This window comes from Erwinia sp. JH02, assembly GCF_013074405.1.
In the GTDB taxonomy this organism is placed as follows: Bacteria; Pseudomonadota; Gammaproteobacteria; order Enterobacterales; family Enterobacteriaceae; genus Erwinia; species Erwinia rhapontici.
Genome location: NZ_JABANZ010000010.1, coordinates 29,476 through 43,573, shown reverse-complemented (window position 1 = coordinate 43,573; position 14,098 = coordinate 29,476). Strand labels below are relative to the sequence as shown.

Below are 14,098 nucleotides of genomic sequence, written 5' to 3'. Positions count from 1 at the left end.
CGCAGCGTGCCGCGCCCGTTACAGCGACTACTTGCCGACCACCGAATCCTCGACAACCACAGGTTCGTCATTCGCGGCCGGGTTCATTGGCGTGTAATCCAGCTGCAGAATACGGCTGGTTTCGGCCAGTTCACGCTCAGTGGCTGCCACATTGCCATTCAGTTTCTGACCGTAGAAAGGAATGATCGCCTTTAGCTTGCTCTGCCATTCCGGCGATGCCATCTGGTCTTTGAACACTTTGCTCATCAGGTCCAGCATGATCGGTGCCGCCGTAGAGGCGCCTGGAGAGGCACCCAGCAGTGCCGAAATCGTGCCATCCTGTGAGGTGACCACTTCCGTCCCCAGTTTCAGCACGCCGCCTTTGTTGGCATCCTTCTGAATGATCTGCACGCGCTGGCCGGCTTTCACCAGGCGCCAGTCGGCTTTTTGGGCATCCGGGAAGTATTCGCGTACGGCGTTGATGCGGTCATCTTCGTTCAGCATCACCTGACCGACCAGATATTTCACCAGGTCAAAGTTATCCAGGCCAACGCGTACCATCGGCATCAGGTTGGATGGCGTGATGGAACCGAACATATCCCACAGTGAACCCTGTTTCAGGAACTTGGTGGAGAACGTGGCGAACGGCCCGAACAACAGCACCTGCTTGCCATCCAGCGTGCGGGAGTCAAGATGCGGTACAGACATCGGCGGGGCACCCACCGACGCTTTGCCATACACCTTAGACTGATGACGCTTTACCACTTCCGGGTTATCGGTCACGAGGAACTCACCACCGACCGGGAAGCCGGCATAGTTTTTCGCTTCCGGAATACCGGACTCCTGCAACAGCGTCAGCGCTGCCCCACCGGCACCGATAAACACGTATTTTGCCCTGATGATTGTTTTCTCATCGTTGTTCTTCAGGTCGGATACGGTGATGCTCCAGGAACCATCGTCATTGCGTTTAATCGCACGCACTTCATGGCTGGTCTGACGTTCAAAGTTTTTGCTCTGCTGTAGCGATGCCACCAGCTGGCGGGTGATTTCACCGAAATTCACATCGGTTCCGGTCGGAATGCGGGTCGCCGCGACTTTCTGCGCGCTGTCACGACCTTCCATCACCAGTGGCACCCACTCTTTAATCTGATCCGGGTCTTCAGAGAACTCCATCCCGCGAAACAGAGTGCTCTGTTGCAAGGCGGCAAAACGCTTTTTCAGGAAATCGACGTTCTCTTCGCCCCAGACGAAACTCATATGCGAGACGCTGGTGACAAAGCTGCGAGGATCGCGCAGGACATTACGCTGCACCTGGTGTGCCCAGAAGCGACGGGAAACCTGGAAGGCTTCGTTAATTTCCACCGCTTTTTTGATATCGACAGAACCGTCTGCGTTCTCTGGGGTGTAGTTCAGCTCCATCAGAGCGGAATGGCCGGTACCGGCATTATTCCAGCCGTTTGAGCTCTCTTCGGCTACACCATCCAGACGCTCTACCATGCCGATGCGCCATTCTGGCTCCAGCTCTTGCAGGTAGGTACCGAGTGTTGCGCTCATCACGCCACCCCCGATCAGTAATACATCGACGTGCTTCTCTACTGCCAGTTTGCGCATGAGACGACATCTCCGTGTTGAAGGAAATCAACATGTTAAGTAGAGAAGCAGTGGCAGGCCTTCTGGAACCCGTCTGACTGCTTCGCCCTTTCTGGATTGCTGACAGCGAAAATCCACATGAATTCAAAGTGTTTAATCGCTGTTCAAAAGCGTCAGAAATATAGCATTGTTACGGGGTAATTAAAAAAGTGTTTAAAGATTAAAAATGAGAATGATGAGCGTTAAAAAATAAGCAACATTGATACGGGCCGTTGAACGGCCCGCCAGGGCGAAGGATATCCCACAGGATAATGAGGGGTAACTATTTGAACAGAATGAAGTTAGGGGCGAGGAGCACTGTCCGGCAATTTACGCAGGGCGATCGCCAGTCGGTTGTAAGCATTCATTAAACCAATGGTGATCGTGAGGTCGGTGATCTCTTTGTCACTAAATTCCGCTTGCACCTGAGCAAAAACCGCGTCCGGCGCGTGGGTCTGTGCAATCAGCGTCAATGATTCTGCCCAGGCCAGCGCCGCCTGTTCACGTGGGGAGAACCAGTTACCCGCTTCGCGCCAGACTTTGGTGAGCACAATTTTGTCCCAGGGCAGGCCCGCTTTATGTAACGCTTTGGTGTGCATGTCGATACAGTAAGCACAGCCGTTGATCTCAGAGACGCGCAGGAAGGCCAGCTCAATAATATCGTGTGGCAAACCGCTTTGCGTGACATAGCCTGAGACACCTGCCAGTGCTTTCATACCCGCGGGTGAAGTGGTGTAGAAGTTGATACGTTCGCTCATTGCCTTGTCCTTTTATCTGGGTAGGGCGCCATTCTCATCTGTTTTATGGGCGGCTAAAAGTGCCAGGAATTCATAAAAATAATGGTCCATCCGTTCCCGATATTCTGCTGCGGCGCGATACGGGCCACTCGCTGAGTGAGCAGATCCGTCAGGGGATCACGCAGGCGATTGATGAAGGGCGTCTGAAGCCCGGATCGCGCGTCCCCTCCTGCCGCGATCTGGCCGCACAGCTTGGTGTGGCACGTGGCACGGTACGCACAGCGTATGACATGCTGGTCGACGGTCAGCGGCTGGTGGCGAAAGGATCGGCGGGCACCTGGGTGAGCGAGGTTCACCACTCACCGGGAAAAAGTCTGCTGTCGGATACGGCAGTGATGGCACCGCTGGCGTCGGTTATCCACGCTTTTGATCGTCCGCCGCTGACGTTTCAGATGGGCGTGCCTGCCAACGATGCCTTTCCTGCCAAGGTCTGGTCGCGCATTCTCACGCGTCATGCCCGGGAAATGGTGAGTAAACCGATCGGCTATTCCGATCCGCGTGGCAGCCTGGCACTGCGGGAACAACTGGTCAGCTATCTGTCGATGGCTCGCGGCATACGTTGTCAGGCTTCGCAGGTGATGATCACCAATGGTTATGCCGGGGCGCTGGGACTGATCTGCCTGGCGCTGGGTTTGCGTGGCAAGTCGGTATGGACAGAAGACCCCGGTTATCTGCTGGCCCGTAAAGCGCTAACGCTTGCAGGTGTCGAAGCCGTTCCCGTTGCCGTGGATGAGCAAGGACTGTGCGTGGAGGAAGGAATACGGCTGGCAGCAGATGCCGCTGCGGTGCTGGTCACGCCGGGTCAGCAGGCCCCGTTAGGTATGACGCTGTCGTTGGAACGGCGAGCGGCGCTGCTGGCGTGGGCGGAACGCCAGACAAGCTGGATTATTGAAGATGACTATCTCGGTGAGTTGCAGCTGGAAGGGCGGGCGGCCCCGGCCCTGGCTGCGCTGGATGGTGGGCGCGTGCTGCATATTGGTACTTTCAGTAAAAACATCAGCCCGTCGCTGCGTCTGGGCTATCTGGTTGTTCCGGCATCACAGGCGGCACATTTTGCTGAGGCAGCTGCGTTGCTGGCACCCGCCTCGTCCTTTGTGCTGCACAACGCGGTGGCTGAATTTCTGCACGAAGGCCACTTTATGCGTCATTTACGCCGGATGAAGCGGCTGTACAACGAACGGCTGGTGGCGCTGCTGGCAGCACTGCAACCGCTGTTCCCGCAGGCAACGCGTGCGGCACTGGCGGTGATCATTGCGCTGCCAGAGGGATGCCAGGATACGCGCATCGCGCAGGAAGCACTGGCGTTTGGCATGGCGCCAACACCGCTGTCGGTGTGGTATCAGGATGAGGGGCGTCGTCGTTATGGGCTGGTACTGAGTGTGACGAATATCCCACGTGAAGGGTTTGAGGCGTGTGCGCAGCAGCTGAAAGCGCTGGTCGGGACATTCGGTTAAATCCTGCCCCGGGGAGGGGCAGGAGGCATCATCAGGCTTTTTTCGCTGCAGCAGCAGCTTTAACGATCACCGCGAAAGCATCCGCTTTCAGTGATGCGCCGCCCACGAGGGCACCGTCGATGTCTGGCTGAGCAAACAGCTCTGCCGCATTTTTATCGTTCACAGAACCGCCGTATTGAATGATGACCTGAGCGGCCACCGCAGCATCTTTCTTCGCAATATGGTCACGAATGAATTTGTGAACGGCCTGAGCCTGAGCAGGGGTGGCAGATTTGCCGGTACCGATAGCCCATACAGGTTCGTAAGCGACAACCACGCCGTTGAACGCGTCAGCGCCCAGGGTGTTCAGCACGGCATCGATCTGACGTGCGCACACTTCTTCGGTTTTGCCCGCTTCGTTTTCTGCATCAGTTTCGCCGATGCACAGTACAGGGATCAGACCGGCTGCTTTCAGCACAGCGAATTTTTTCGCGATCAGCTCATCGCTCTCAGCGTGATAAGTACGACGCTCAGAGTGGCCGATGATGATGTATTGCGCGCCCAGATCTTTCAGCATGTCGGCAGAGACTTCACCGGTGAAAGCGCCAGACAGGTTAACGTCAACGTTCTGCGCACCCAGTGCGATATGGCTACCGGAAATGGCATGTTTCGCCTGATCCAGATACATAACAGGCGGAGCAATCGCCACACCACAACCATCAACACCGCTCAACTCGGTACGCAGACCGGCGATCAGCTCGTTGACCATGTGTTTGTTGCCGTTCAGTTTCCAGTTACCCATAACTAATGGATGTCGCATTGTATCCTCCACGCTTAGAGAGTATTAAAGCTGCCAGCAGGCAGCATTGTCTGCCAGACAGTATAGAGATCAAACATCGGAAAGGCTTTGCTTTTCGTCATCCTTTGGGCCTGTCGTCTCAGGGTGTGCTCAAGGCCAGTTTTAACGGTTCCACCGCAAAGGTTAATCCTTTATCGCCGTTATCGGCCACGATATAGCGCAGTGCCCCTTCGGTCTGTTGGTAAAAGCGAGAGCCTTTGCCTTTGGTCACCAGCGCCTCGGCACGTTTCTGGCTTTGGGCTTCACTCAGCATCGGTTCGAAGTAATGAATCAGCGCTGCGATGTACGCCAGCGCTTTATCGCGTGAGGCTTTCTGTTCCGGGCCGGGAATGGGCAACCAGGTGATCTGCAACGTTTTGATTTTTCCCGTGCCTTGTTCCAGTGCAGTCGACGAATAAAGATTTTCGTTGATCTTGCTGGCAGCACGCGTCAGATTGCTTTTATCATTCCTGCTGTCAATGGCGCGATATTCACTTAACGGTAACGTTTTATTGGCAGCATTATACTTTTCGCGAAACTGGCCGATAGTCATATCAAAGGTGGGGGCGCCGGCCTGTAAGTAGGGCGCGCCAGGCAAATGCTCAGTCCGATCCTGCGGGTCCGGATCGGCGTGTGCCGCAGCGATCGTCATTGCGGATAGCAGTGCAACTGCTGCCAAAATCGCGTTCTTCATTTCAATGACCCTAACCAGTAAACTCAGCCCAAGATTAAAACGGACAATGACCGGCAAAGTCAAAGGGCACCCGGACTCTGAGATAAAAATAATGACGTTACAGCAATGGTGTTTCTCTTTTCGTGGTCGCCTGGGACGGCGCGACTTCTGGATCTGGCAGGTGGCCTGGCTGCTGATGCTGGTGCTGCTCTTTACGCTGGCAGGCAATGGTCTGTTGGATACGCAGACGGCCGCTTTCTGCGTGGTGGCCCTGCTGTGGCCCACCAGCGCTGTCATGGTAAAACGACTGCACGACCGTAACAAAGGCGGCCAGTGGGCGCTGCTGTTTATCGTCGCCTGGATGCTGATGGCCGGGCACTGGGCGATATTGCCGGCAGATGCGCAGTGGCTGGTGGGCCGTTTTATTCCCACATTGATCATGGTCGGTATGGTGGTTGAACTGGGCGGTTTTGCGGGTACACCGGGTGATAACCGGTTTGGCAAAGCGACGCAGCCTGTGGTGTATCTGCGCCGCCGCTCACCGGATTACCAGTAATGTTCGCTGGTGATATGCCCGGGTTTGCGCTTGAGATGTTTACGCATGCCGCGGGTTTCTTTTAAAACTTGCTGGGTATCGCGCACCATTTGCGGGTTGCCGCACAGCATGACATGGCTTTGTTCGGCATCGATGCTCAGCCCGGTCACCGCTTCCAGCTGGCCACTCTCTATCAGCGCGGGCACTCTGCCCGTCAGTGAGCCCGGGCTCTCTTCGCGACTGACCACGGTTTGAATCTGGAGTTTCCCAACGTAACGCTGCTGTAATGCCTGCATCACTGGCAGATAACTCAGATCCTGTGCATAACGTGCGGCATGGACCAGTACGATATTTTTGAAGCGCTCCAGCCCTTTTCCTTCCTGTAAAATCGACAGATACGGCCCGATGGCGGTGCCGGTTGCCAGCATCCACAGCGTTTCGCACTCAGGGATTTCATCCAGTACAAAGAAGCCCTGAGCATCCTGGGTAATCATCACCTCATCGCCGGGTTTCAACGCATGCAGTCGTGGGCTTAGTTTCCCTTCCGGCACGGTGACCAGGTAGAACTCCAGATTTTCATTGCTGGGCGCATTCACAAAGGAATAGGCGCGCACCACACGTTCACCGTCAATTTCCAGTGCCAGCTTGGCATATTGCCCGGCGGTAAACGGGTCGATGGGAGCGGTCACCGTCAGACTGAACAGGCTGTCAGTCCAGTCGGTGACATGTTTAACGCGGGCGTTGACCCATACGGCCATAAAAAACTCCTTCATTCGCTTGCGACATAAGTGACGTCTCTGCGGCTATCTTCGCCAGCCATCGGTTTTTTTTCCACCCGACGGCCCGCGTGAAAGCTCATATCGACAAAGTATGAGCACTATTTAAACGTAGCGTAAAAAATGTTTTACAGACACGCCTGCTTTTACTGACAGTGGCGTCAGCGTTATTTACCGCGACCCCCTCGCTTTGCCACCCATTCCTGATATTTTCAGCGCCATTGTGCCGGCATGACTGGCTGCCCGTGCTAAACGGGCAAATTTCCGCTTTAAGATGAGTCTTTATGTGATGAAAAAAATAGAAAATGGCCATTTGCTGGTGATGCTGATGGCGTTGCTGGCGGTGGGACAGATGGCGCAGACGATCTATGTTCCGGCGATGTCGACCATTGCTGATGTCTTCCATGTACGCGATGGTGCGGTACAACGGGTGATGGCTGCCTATCTGATGGCCTACGGTGCCTCGCAGCTGTTTTACGGCCCGCTGTCTGACAGTATCGGGCGTCGCCCGGTGATCCTGATGGGAATGGCGGTGTTTATTGCCGGATCGCTCACCGCACTGTTGGCAGGCAGTCTGAATGGCCTGGTGCTGGGGGCTGCTATTCAGGGAATGGGCACGGGTGTTGCCGGGGTGATGGCGCGCACAATGCCGCGTGATCTCTACGCCGGTAGTGCGCTGCGTCAGGCCAACAGCCTGCTTAACATGGGAATTTTGGTCAGTCCGTTGATTGCTCCCGTGATTGGTGCCGGGCTGACACACCTGTTTGGCTGGCGCGGTTGTTTCGCTTTTTTACTGCTGTTGTGCCTGATTGTTGCTGGCGTGATGCTGCGTTGGCTGCCGGAAACGCGTCCCGCAGGACAGCAGACACGCCCGCTGTTCTCCCGTTACCGTCCACTGCTGGCCGACAGCAGTTTTGTCCGTTATCTGGTGATTCTGATCGGTGCGCTGTCTGGGATTGCGGTGTTTGAGGCCAGCTGTGGCGTGCTGATGGGAGGTGTACTGGGTATGAGCAGCCTCGCCGTCAGCGTGTTGTTTATATTGCCCCTGCCTGCGGCCTTCTTTGGTGCCTGGTTTGCCGGGCGCAGTGAGAAACCCTTCACCACGGTGATGTGGTATGCGGTGAACAGCTGCCTGCTGGCGGGCGTGATGATGTGGATCCCCGGCTGGCTGGGCGTGATGAATCTGTGGACGCTGATTGTGCCGGCATCGCTGTTCTTTTTCGGTGCCGGGATGCTGTTTCCGCTGGCAACGACGGGTGCAATGGAGCCCTGGCCGTATATGGCGGGCACCGCCGGAGCGCTGGTGGGGGGATTACAGAATCTTGGTTCTGGGCTGGTCGCGTGGCTGTCTGCGCTGTTGCCGCAAACCGGTCAGTTCAGTCTGGGGATGCTGATGTTTGCCACTGCGCTGCTGATCCTGCTCTGCTGGCTGCCGCTGTCAAAACATCCACAGCCGCACGCGGTGTAAGGCTGTCATTACCCGCTTTGGTACCGGGCGAGGCGTGCCTCGCCCCTACGGTCTCAGAGGCCGTGTAGGGACCCCTACGGTCTCAGAAGCCGTGTAGGGGTCGGGCATGCCCGACCCGCATTGACACCTACTGAGACGGTAGACGATCACAAAATATACGGGTGCAGGCTTTCGTCTTTCAGATCGAGGTAATGGATCGACTGAATACGGCGGATGGTGCGGGATTTACCACGTATCAGCAGCGTTTCAGTGGTCGCCATATTGCCCTGACGGGTGATGCCTTTTAACAGGTCGCCGCTGGTAATGCCGGTCGCGGAGAAAACCACGTTGTCGTTGCGCGCCATCTCTTCCAGCTTCAGCACCTGTCCGGCAGCAATCCCCATTTCCGCACAGCGTGACAGCTCCTGTTCGCCCAACTGACGGTTCTCAGGGGTATCACCCTTAACGTCATGACGTGCCAGCAGACGAGCCTGCATATCGCCATCCAGCGCACGGATCACCGCTGCGGAGACTACGCCTTCCGGTGCGCCACCGATGCCGTACATCACGTCGACTTCGCTGTCCGGCATGCAGGTCAGGATCGACGCGGCAACATCACCGTCCGGGAACGTAAATACGCGTACGCCAAGCTGTTGCAGGCTGGCAATCACCGCATCGTGGCGTGGTTTCGCCAGCAGGGTCACGGTCAGTTCTGTCAGGGATTTATTCAGGGCACGGGCAACGCGTTGCAGGTTCTCTTCCAGCGGCAGGTTAAGGTCAATAGCGCCTTTAGCCCCAGGACCGACCACCAGCTTCTCCATATACATATCCGGTGCGTGCAGGAAGGTGCCTTTGTCCCCGACGGCCATGACCGCCAGTGCATTGGCCTGCCCCAGTGCGGTCATGCGCGTACCTTCAATGGGATCGACGGCAATATCCACCGCATCACCGTTGCCTGTCCCGACTTTCTCGCCGATATACAGCATCGGCGCTTCATCAATTTCCCCTTCGCCAATCACGATCTGACCGTCGATATCCACTTTGTTGAGCATGATGCGCATTGCATGTACGGCTGCACCGTCTGCCGCATTTTTATCGCCACGCCCCAGCCACTTATAGCCAGCCAGTGCCGCTGCTTCTGTTACGCGGGAAAATTCAATCGCCAGTTCTCGTTTCATGACATGCCTTTAAGGAAACTAATGAGGCGGGAAGTTTATCACAGGGAGCGGAGCGGGGAAGGGAGATACCCGTGGTCAGGCGACCACGGGCAGGAGATGATTACTTGTCGTCAGCGTCTTCCCATGCCTGCGCACGGGCGACGGCTTTCTTCCATCCTGCGTACAGCACGTTGCGCTGGGTGGTTTCGATGCTTGGGCGGAATTCGCGCTCGATGACGGACTTGGCGCGCACTTCATCCAGATCTTTCCAGAAGCCCACTGCCAGACCGGCAAGGTAAGCAGAACCCAGCGCAGTCACTTCACGCACTTCAGGACGCTCAACGCGCGCACCGAGGATATCGGACTGGAACTGCATCAGGAAGTTGTTCGCCACGGCACCACCGTCAACGCGCAGTGATTGCAGACGGGTGTTGGCATCGTTCTGCATCGCTTCCAGCACGTCACGCGTCTGATAAGCAATGGACTCCAGCGTGGCGCGAATGATGTGGTTAGCATTGGCACCACGCGTCAGGCCGAAGATAGCGCCTCGGGCATACGGGTCCCAGTAGGGGGCACCCAAACCGGTGAATGCAGGCACCATATACACGCCGTTGGTGTCTTTGACTTTGGTGGCGAAATATTCGGAGTCAGTAGAGTCACTGATCAGCTTCATTTCGTCACGCAGCCACTGAATGGATGCACCGCCGATAAACACCGCACCTTCCAGCGCATAGTTCACTTCGCCACGTGGGCCGCAGGCGATGGTGGTCAGCAGGCCGTGTGTTGAGGTCACCGCTTCTGTACCGGTGTTCATCAACATAAAGCAGCCCGTGCCATAGGTATTTTTCGCCATACCCGGCTGGACGCACAGCTGGCCATACAGCGCCGCCTGCTGGTCACCCGCAATACCGGCGATTGGAATACGCGTTCCGCCTTTACCACCGATGTTAGTCTGGCCGTAAACCTCTGACGAGGATTTCACTTCCGGCAACATTTCACGCGGGATATCGAGAATGTCCAGCATGCGCTGATCCCACTCCAGCTTGTGAATATTGAACATCATGGTACGGGAGGCGTTGGTGTAGTCGGTGATATGAACCCGTCCCTGCGTCATTTTCCACACCAGCCAGGAGTCGACGGTGCCGAACAGCAGTTCGCCACGGCGTGCACGCTCGCGGGAGCCTTCCACGTGGTCGAGGATCCACTTCACTTTGGTGCCGGAGAAGTACGGGTTAATCACCAGACCCGTGGTATGACGGATGTACTCTTCCAGGCCTTCTTTTTTCAGCTTCGAGCAGTAGTCGGCGGTACGCGGGTCCTGCCAGACGATGGCGTTGTAAATCGGCTTGCCGGTTTCTTTGTCCCACACAATGGTGGTTTCACGCTGATTGGTGATACCAATCGCGGCAATTTCGTCAGAGTTAATGTCCGCATGCGCCAGGACTTCGACCAGGGTGGAGCTCTGTGACGCCCAGATATCCATCGGGTCATGCTCAACCCAACCCGCTTTCGGGTAGATTTGCTGGAATTCACGCTGTGATACCGCAACGATATTGGAGTCATGATCCAGAATCACGGCGCGGGAGCTGGTGGTTCCCTGGTCGAGTGCGACAATGTATTTTTTTTCTACGGTCATAATAGGTTCCTGATGGTGTAAGCAATGAGCAGGATTACGCTTTACGCTGTGCAGCGCGCGGTGCTGATTTTTCCTGTTTCTCCACAACCTTACCCGGAAGGTTGTTGGCAATCAGGGCGCGGTAGCCAAAGGCACCGAGGCTTGCACCGATCAGTGGGCCAAAGATCGGAACAAGGAAATACGGAATATCACGGGCACCGGTGAAGGCAACATTACCCCAGCCAGCCACCCAGGCGAACAGCTTAGGTCCGAAATCACGTGCCGGGTTCAGTGCAAAGCCGGTCAGTGGGCCCATTGCGGCGCCGATGATGGCGATAAGGAAACCAATCAGCAGCGGTGCCATCGGGCCACGCGGCAGGCCGTTACCGTCATCGGTCAGTGCCATAATCAATGCCATCATGATAGCGGTAATGACCATTTCAACCAGGAATGCCTGGCCTACGCTGATGTGCGGGTTAGGGTACGTGGAGAAGATGCCCGCGAGGTCGAGACTCTCGACGCTGCCACGTACCATGTGATGTGTCTGTTCGTAATCGAGGAAGAGATTGTGATACAGGCCGTACACCAGCGCTGCGGAGCAGAATGCACCCGCTACCTGTGCGATCGTATAGGGCAGCACTTTACGCCCTTCGAAATTGGCGAATAGCCACAGCGCGACGCTGACGGCGGGGTTCAGGTGAGCACCTGAAATACCCGCGGTCAGATAGACGGCCATCGCAACGGCCAGGCCCCAGACAATACTGATTTCCCAGAGGCCGAAACTGGCTCCGGCAACTTTCATTGCGGCCACGCAGCCAGCACCGAAAAAGATGATCGTGGCAGTGCCGAGAAACTCGGCGATGCACTGCCCCTTAAGTGTACTTGTTGTCTGACTCATGATGAATTCCTGAAGGCGAGGTTAATGGTTTAGCTTCTTAGTTTTGCTTCATCCGTGAATCACCCAAATCTTATGTAGGGCTGTTGTGAATTTATCGTTAACGAGCACAAACGAGAAATAGCGAAATCAAAAATTGTGTTCTGTGTCATAAAAATGAGCGTTTTCGCGTATTTTTGCTTTCCAAAAACGACCTGGTGCGCGTTTGATCGCGTGTGAAATGCGCAATTATTTAACGCTGACCTTACATCAGGAGGGGGAAGATGTTAATGAGACCAGGTATAGACTGAAAATTGTTACAGACTACGCCCTGTAAGGGTTCGCTGCTGGACTTGAGCTGTCGCTCTACTTACAATCGGAGAATCGTTGTTATCCGCGGAATGCCGGTTCATTCCTCACCCCTGCGGCTAGCATCATCAACGCCCTGCGATTAGGAGAGGTTATAGACATGTCATTTGAAGTATTCGAGAAACTGGAAGCGAAAGTGCAGCAGGCGATTGATACCATCACGCTGTTGCAGATGGAAATCGAAGAGCTTAAAGAACAAAACGGTAATTTGAACCAGCAGGTTCAGCAGGCAGCAGGCAGCAGTGATGCGCTGGTGCGTGAAAATCAGCAGTTAAAAGAAGAGCAGCATGTCTGGCAGGATCGTCTGCGGGCTTTGCTGGGAAAAATGGAAGAGGTGTAATGCTGCACCTGGCGTAAAAGCAGGAAGCAAGCAGAAAACGGGTGCCCTGGGGCACCCATTTTATATGTTCGTCTTTATTCGATGTCGAGCGCGTCTTCGGACAGGATCATTCCCGTGTTGTCTGCGTACAGATGATCGCCGGAGAAGAACGTGACGCCACCAAAGTTCACCCGCACGTCGCTTTCACCAATGCCTTCACCTGCAGCCCCGGCAGGAATAGCCGCGATGGCCTGAATGCCGATATCCAGTTCTTCCAGATCATCCACCTGGCGAACAGAACCATACACCACAATGCCTTCCCACTCATTTTGCTGAGCCAGCGTTGCGAGCGCGGCGTCCACCAGCGCACGGCGTACTGAACCACCACCATCAACCAGCAGAACACGACCACGGCCGTTTTCCTCCAGCAAATCATAGAGCAGCCCGTTATCTTCGAAACATTTTACCGTGGTGATTTGCCCGCCAAACGAGGTGCGACCACCAAAGTTTGAGAAAAGCGGTTCAACGACATTCACATCTTCATGGTAGATGTCGCACAGTTCTGAAGTATCGTATTTCATAGGGGTTTCGTCTGTTTGCCGCAGGAGGGCTAAGTATATCGCTTAAAGGCCACTGTTGGCAAAATCATCAATTGTTAAAAATTGCGATGGGTCAAGCACATCGCGTTTAGCTGAACACTAAGCCGATGGCAAACAGGATATTGATCAGCAGGGCTGCTTTAACGGTTTTTTCCAGCATGGGTCGCATCGCCAGTGCACTGGTTTCTCGCAAAATGAAACGTCCCTGCTGCCACAACAGAGGTGCCGCGAGCAGGAATAACCAACCCACCGGACGCAGGCTGACCAGCGCACTGTAGAGAGCAAAGCAGGCCAGTGCGGTGGTTAACAGCACGGCATGATAGCGGCGTGCTCCATGTGCACCCAGGCGAACTGCCAGCGTAAATTTCCCATTCTGCCGGTCGCTGTCGATATCGCGCAGGTTGTTGACGTTCAGTACGGCGGTCGCCAGCAGGCCACAGCCACTGGCGGGCAGCAGCAGCAGCAGATCAATCTGGTGTGTTTGCAGATAGCTACTGCCGATGACCCCCAGCCAGCCAAAGAAGATCATCACAGACAGATCCCCAAGGCCAAGATAGCCATAGGGTTTTTTCCCCACGGTATAAGCGATGGCTGCGACTATCGCCAGCGCGCCCATCGCCACAAAGCCGAGGATATCGGCGGGAGACTGGCAGGCCCGCAGGATCAGTAGCAGGCCACAGCCGGTGGTGATGGCCACGGTCAGCATCAGCGCGATGCGCATCTGCTCTTTGGTGATCGCCCCTTTCTGCATGCCACGCAACGGCCCGATACGCTGCGGCGTATCGCTGCCTTTCAGCGCATCGCCGTAGTCATTCGCCAGGTTAGAGAGGATCTGTAACAGAGTGGTGGTCAGCAGCGCCAGCAGGGCGATGGAGGGGTCAAAATGCCCCTGATGCCACGCCAGAGCGCTACCGGTAATGATCGAGGCACAGGCCAGCGGCAGTGTGCGCAGACGCAGGCTTTCCAACCAGGCTTGGGGCATTGAGAGTGGGGGAGCCAGTTGAGTATTATCCATGACAGGTTGCGCCTCCGATCCGTTTCAGGTCCAGTGCGGCGAG

At 55.7% G+C, this 14,098-nt stretch carries 14 protein-coding genes; 4 read left to right on the top strand and 10 right to left on the bottom strand.

Annotation, left to right across the window (positions count from 1 at the left end):
- Positions 1 to 27: 27 nt before the first annotated feature.
- Both mqo and HHI26_RS20415 read right to left on the bottom strand, forming a co-directional pair.
- Positions 28 to 1,590: a malate dehydrogenase (quinone) gene (mqo, locus tag HHI26_RS20420; RefSeq protein ID WP_167864832.1), complete on the bottom strand. Its 1,563-nt coding sequence runs from the start codon at positions 1,588 to 1,590 to the stop codon at positions 28 to 30.
- A 320-nt stretch (positions 1,591 to 1,910) separates the two neighbouring features.
- The gene (locus tag HHI26_RS20415; RefSeq protein ID WP_133846369.1) at positions 1,911 to 2,366 is read right to left on the bottom strand and encodes a carboxymuconolactone decarboxylase family protein; all 456 of its coding nucleotides are present in this window, start codon (positions 2,364 to 2,366) and stop codon (positions 1,911 to 1,913) included.
- Between the two features lie 59 nt (positions 2,367 to 2,425).
- Here HHI26_RS20415 and HHI26_RS20410 point away from each other — a divergent pair, with 59 nt between their 5' ends.
- The gene (locus HHI26_RS20410) at positions 2,426 to 3,859 is read left to right on the top strand and encodes a PLP-dependent aminotransferase family protein (RefSeq protein ID WP_171149579.1); all 1,434 of its coding nucleotides are present in this window, start codon (positions 2,426 to 2,428) and stop codon (positions 3,857 to 3,859) included.
- A gap of 31 nt (positions 3,860 to 3,890) precedes the next feature.
- Here the strand turns inward: HHI26_RS20410 and tpiA are convergent, their stop codons facing one another.
- On the bottom strand, positions 3,891 to 4,658 hold the full coding sequence (tpiA, locus tag HHI26_RS20405; RefSeq protein ID WP_133846367.1) for a triose-phosphate isomerase: 768 nt from the start codon (positions 4,656 to 4,658) through the stop codon (positions 3,891 to 3,893).
- Between the two features lie 118 nt (positions 4,659 to 4,776).
- Entirely contained in the window at positions 4,777 to 5,370 is a 594-nt protein-coding gene (locus HHI26_RS20400; protein ID WP_133846366.1) for a YiiQ family protein, read from the bottom strand.
- Between the two features lie 91 nt (positions 5,371 to 5,461).
- On the opposite strand from HHI26_RS20400, the gene HHI26_RS20395 reads away from it, so the two are divergent.
- Entirely contained in the window at positions 5,462 to 5,905 is a 444-nt protein-coding gene (locus HHI26_RS20395) for a DUF805 domain-containing protein (protein ID WP_133846365.1), read from the top strand.
- Here HHI26_RS20395 and fpr read toward each other — a convergent pair.
- Positions 5,896 to 6,642, bottom strand: a complete 747-nt coding sequence (fpr, locus tag HHI26_RS20390; RefSeq protein ID WP_133846364.1) for a ferredoxin--NADP(+) reductase — start codon at positions 6,640 to 6,642, stop codon at positions 5,896 to 5,898. The genes HHI26_RS20395 and fpr overlap by 10 nt on opposite strands.
- Before the next feature lie 307 nt (positions 6,643 to 6,949).
- Here fpr and emrD point away from each other — a divergent pair, with 307 nt between their 5' ends.
- Positions 6,950 to 8,128 carry a multidrug efflux MFS transporter EmrD gene (emrD, locus tag HHI26_RS20385; RefSeq protein ID WP_171149578.1) on the top strand — a complete coding sequence of 393 codons (1,179 nt, stop codon included), beginning with the start codon at positions 6,950 to 6,952 and terminating at the stop codon, positions 8,126 to 8,128.
- Between the two features lie 146 nt (positions 8,129 to 8,274).
- On the opposite strand, the gene glpX is transcribed toward emrD, so the two are convergent.
- The 3 genes from glpX to HHI26_RS20370 all read right to left on the bottom strand — a co-directional run bounded on the left by glpX (position 8,275) and on the right by HHI26_RS20370 (position 11,777).
- A complete protein-coding gene (gene glpX, locus HHI26_RS20380) occupies positions 8,275 to 9,285 on the bottom strand; it encodes a class II fructose-bisphosphatase (protein ID WP_133846362.1) in 1,011 nt (336 codons plus the stop codon).
- Between the two features lie 100 nt (positions 9,286 to 9,385).
- Positions 9,386 to 10,900 carry a glycerol kinase GlpK gene (glpK, locus tag HHI26_RS20375; RefSeq protein ID WP_133846361.1) on the bottom strand — a complete coding sequence of 505 codons (1,515 nt, stop codon included), beginning with the start codon at positions 10,898 to 10,900 and terminating at the stop codon, positions 9,386 to 9,388.
- A gap of 34 nt (positions 10,901 to 10,934) precedes the next feature.
- The gene (locus HHI26_RS20370; RefSeq protein WP_167864835.1) at positions 10,935 to 11,777 is read right to left on the bottom strand and encodes an MIP/aquaporin family protein; all 843 of its coding nucleotides are present in this window, start codon (positions 11,775 to 11,777) and stop codon (positions 10,935 to 10,937) included.
- 445 nt (positions 11,778 to 12,222) lie between these two features.
- Here HHI26_RS20370 and zapB point away from each other — a divergent pair, with 445 nt between their 5' ends.
- A complete protein-coding gene (zapB, locus tag HHI26_RS20365) occupies positions 12,223 to 12,462 on the top strand; it encodes a cell division protein ZapB (protein ID WP_133846359.1) in 240 nt (79 codons plus the stop codon).
- 74 nt (positions 12,463 to 12,536) lie between these two features.
- Here zapB and rraA read toward each other — a convergent pair whose 3' ends face one another.
- Together rraA and HHI26_RS20355 are read right to left on the bottom strand one after the other, a co-directional pair.
- The gene (gene rraA / locus HHI26_RS20360; RefSeq protein ID WP_133846358.1) at positions 12,537 to 13,022 is read right to left on the bottom strand and encodes a ribonuclease E activity regulator RraA; all 486 of its coding nucleotides are present in this window, start codon (positions 13,020 to 13,022) and stop codon (positions 12,537 to 12,539) included.
- Positions 13,023 to 13,128: 106 nt separating this feature from the next.
- Positions 13,129 to 14,055 carry a 1,4-dihydroxy-2-naphthoate polyprenyltransferase gene (locus tag HHI26_RS20355; RefSeq protein WP_133846357.1) on the bottom strand — a complete coding sequence of 309 codons (927 nt, stop codon included), beginning with the start codon at positions 14,053 to 14,055 and terminating at the stop codon, positions 13,129 to 13,131.
- Positions 14,056 to 14,098 lie beyond the last annotated feature (43 nt).

Excerpts from the sequence above, each read along its gene's own strand:
- mqo (WP_167864832.1), bottom strand. The coding sequence starts at position 1,590 with ATGCGCAAACTGGCAGTAGAGAAGCACGTCGATGTATTACTGATCGGG.
- HHI26_RS20415 (WP_133846369.1), bottom strand. The coding sequence starts at position 2,366 with ATGAGCGAACGTATCAACTTCTACACCACTTCACCCGCGGGTATGAAA.
- tpiA (WP_133846367.1), bottom strand. The coding sequence starts at position 4,658 with ATGCGACATCCATTAGTTATGGGTAACTGGAAACTGAACGGCAACAAA.
- HHI26_RS20400 (WP_133846366.1), bottom strand. The coding sequence starts at position 5,370 with ATGAAGAACGCGATTTTGGCAGCAGTTGCACTGCTATCCGCAATGACG.
- HHI26_RS20395 (WP_133846365.1), top strand. The coding sequence starts at position 5,462 with ATGACGTTACAGCAATGGTGTTTCTCTTTTCGTGGTCGCCTGGGACGG.
- fpr (WP_133846364.1), bottom strand. The coding sequence starts at position 6,642 with ATGGCCGTATGGGTCAACGCCCGCGTTAAACATGTCACCGACTGGACT.
- emrD (WP_171149578.1), top strand. The coding sequence starts at position 6,950 with ATGAAAAAAATAGAAAATGGCCATTTGCTGGTGATGCTGATGGCGTTG.
- glpX (WP_133846362.1), bottom strand. The coding sequence starts at position 9,285 with ATGAAACGAGAACTGGCGATTGAATTTTCCCGCGTAACAGAAGCAGCG.
- glpK (WP_133846361.1), bottom strand. The coding sequence starts at position 10,900 with ATGACCGTAGAAAAAAAATACATTGTCGCACTCGACCAGGGAACCACC.
- HHI26_RS20370 (WP_167864835.1), bottom strand. The coding sequence starts at position 11,777 with ATGAGTCAGACAACAAGTACACTTAAGGGGCAGTGCATCGCCGAGTTT.
- zapB (WP_133846359.1), top strand. The coding sequence starts at position 12,223 with ATGTCATTTGAAGTATTCGAGAAACTGGAAGCGAAAGTGCAGCAGGCG.
- rraA (WP_133846358.1), bottom strand. The coding sequence starts at position 13,022 with ATGAAATACGATACTTCAGAACTGTGCGACATCTACCATGAAGATGTG.
- HHI26_RS20355 (WP_133846357.1), bottom strand. The coding sequence starts at position 14,055 with ATGGATAATACTCAACTGGCTCCCCCACTCTCAATGCCCCAAGCCTGG.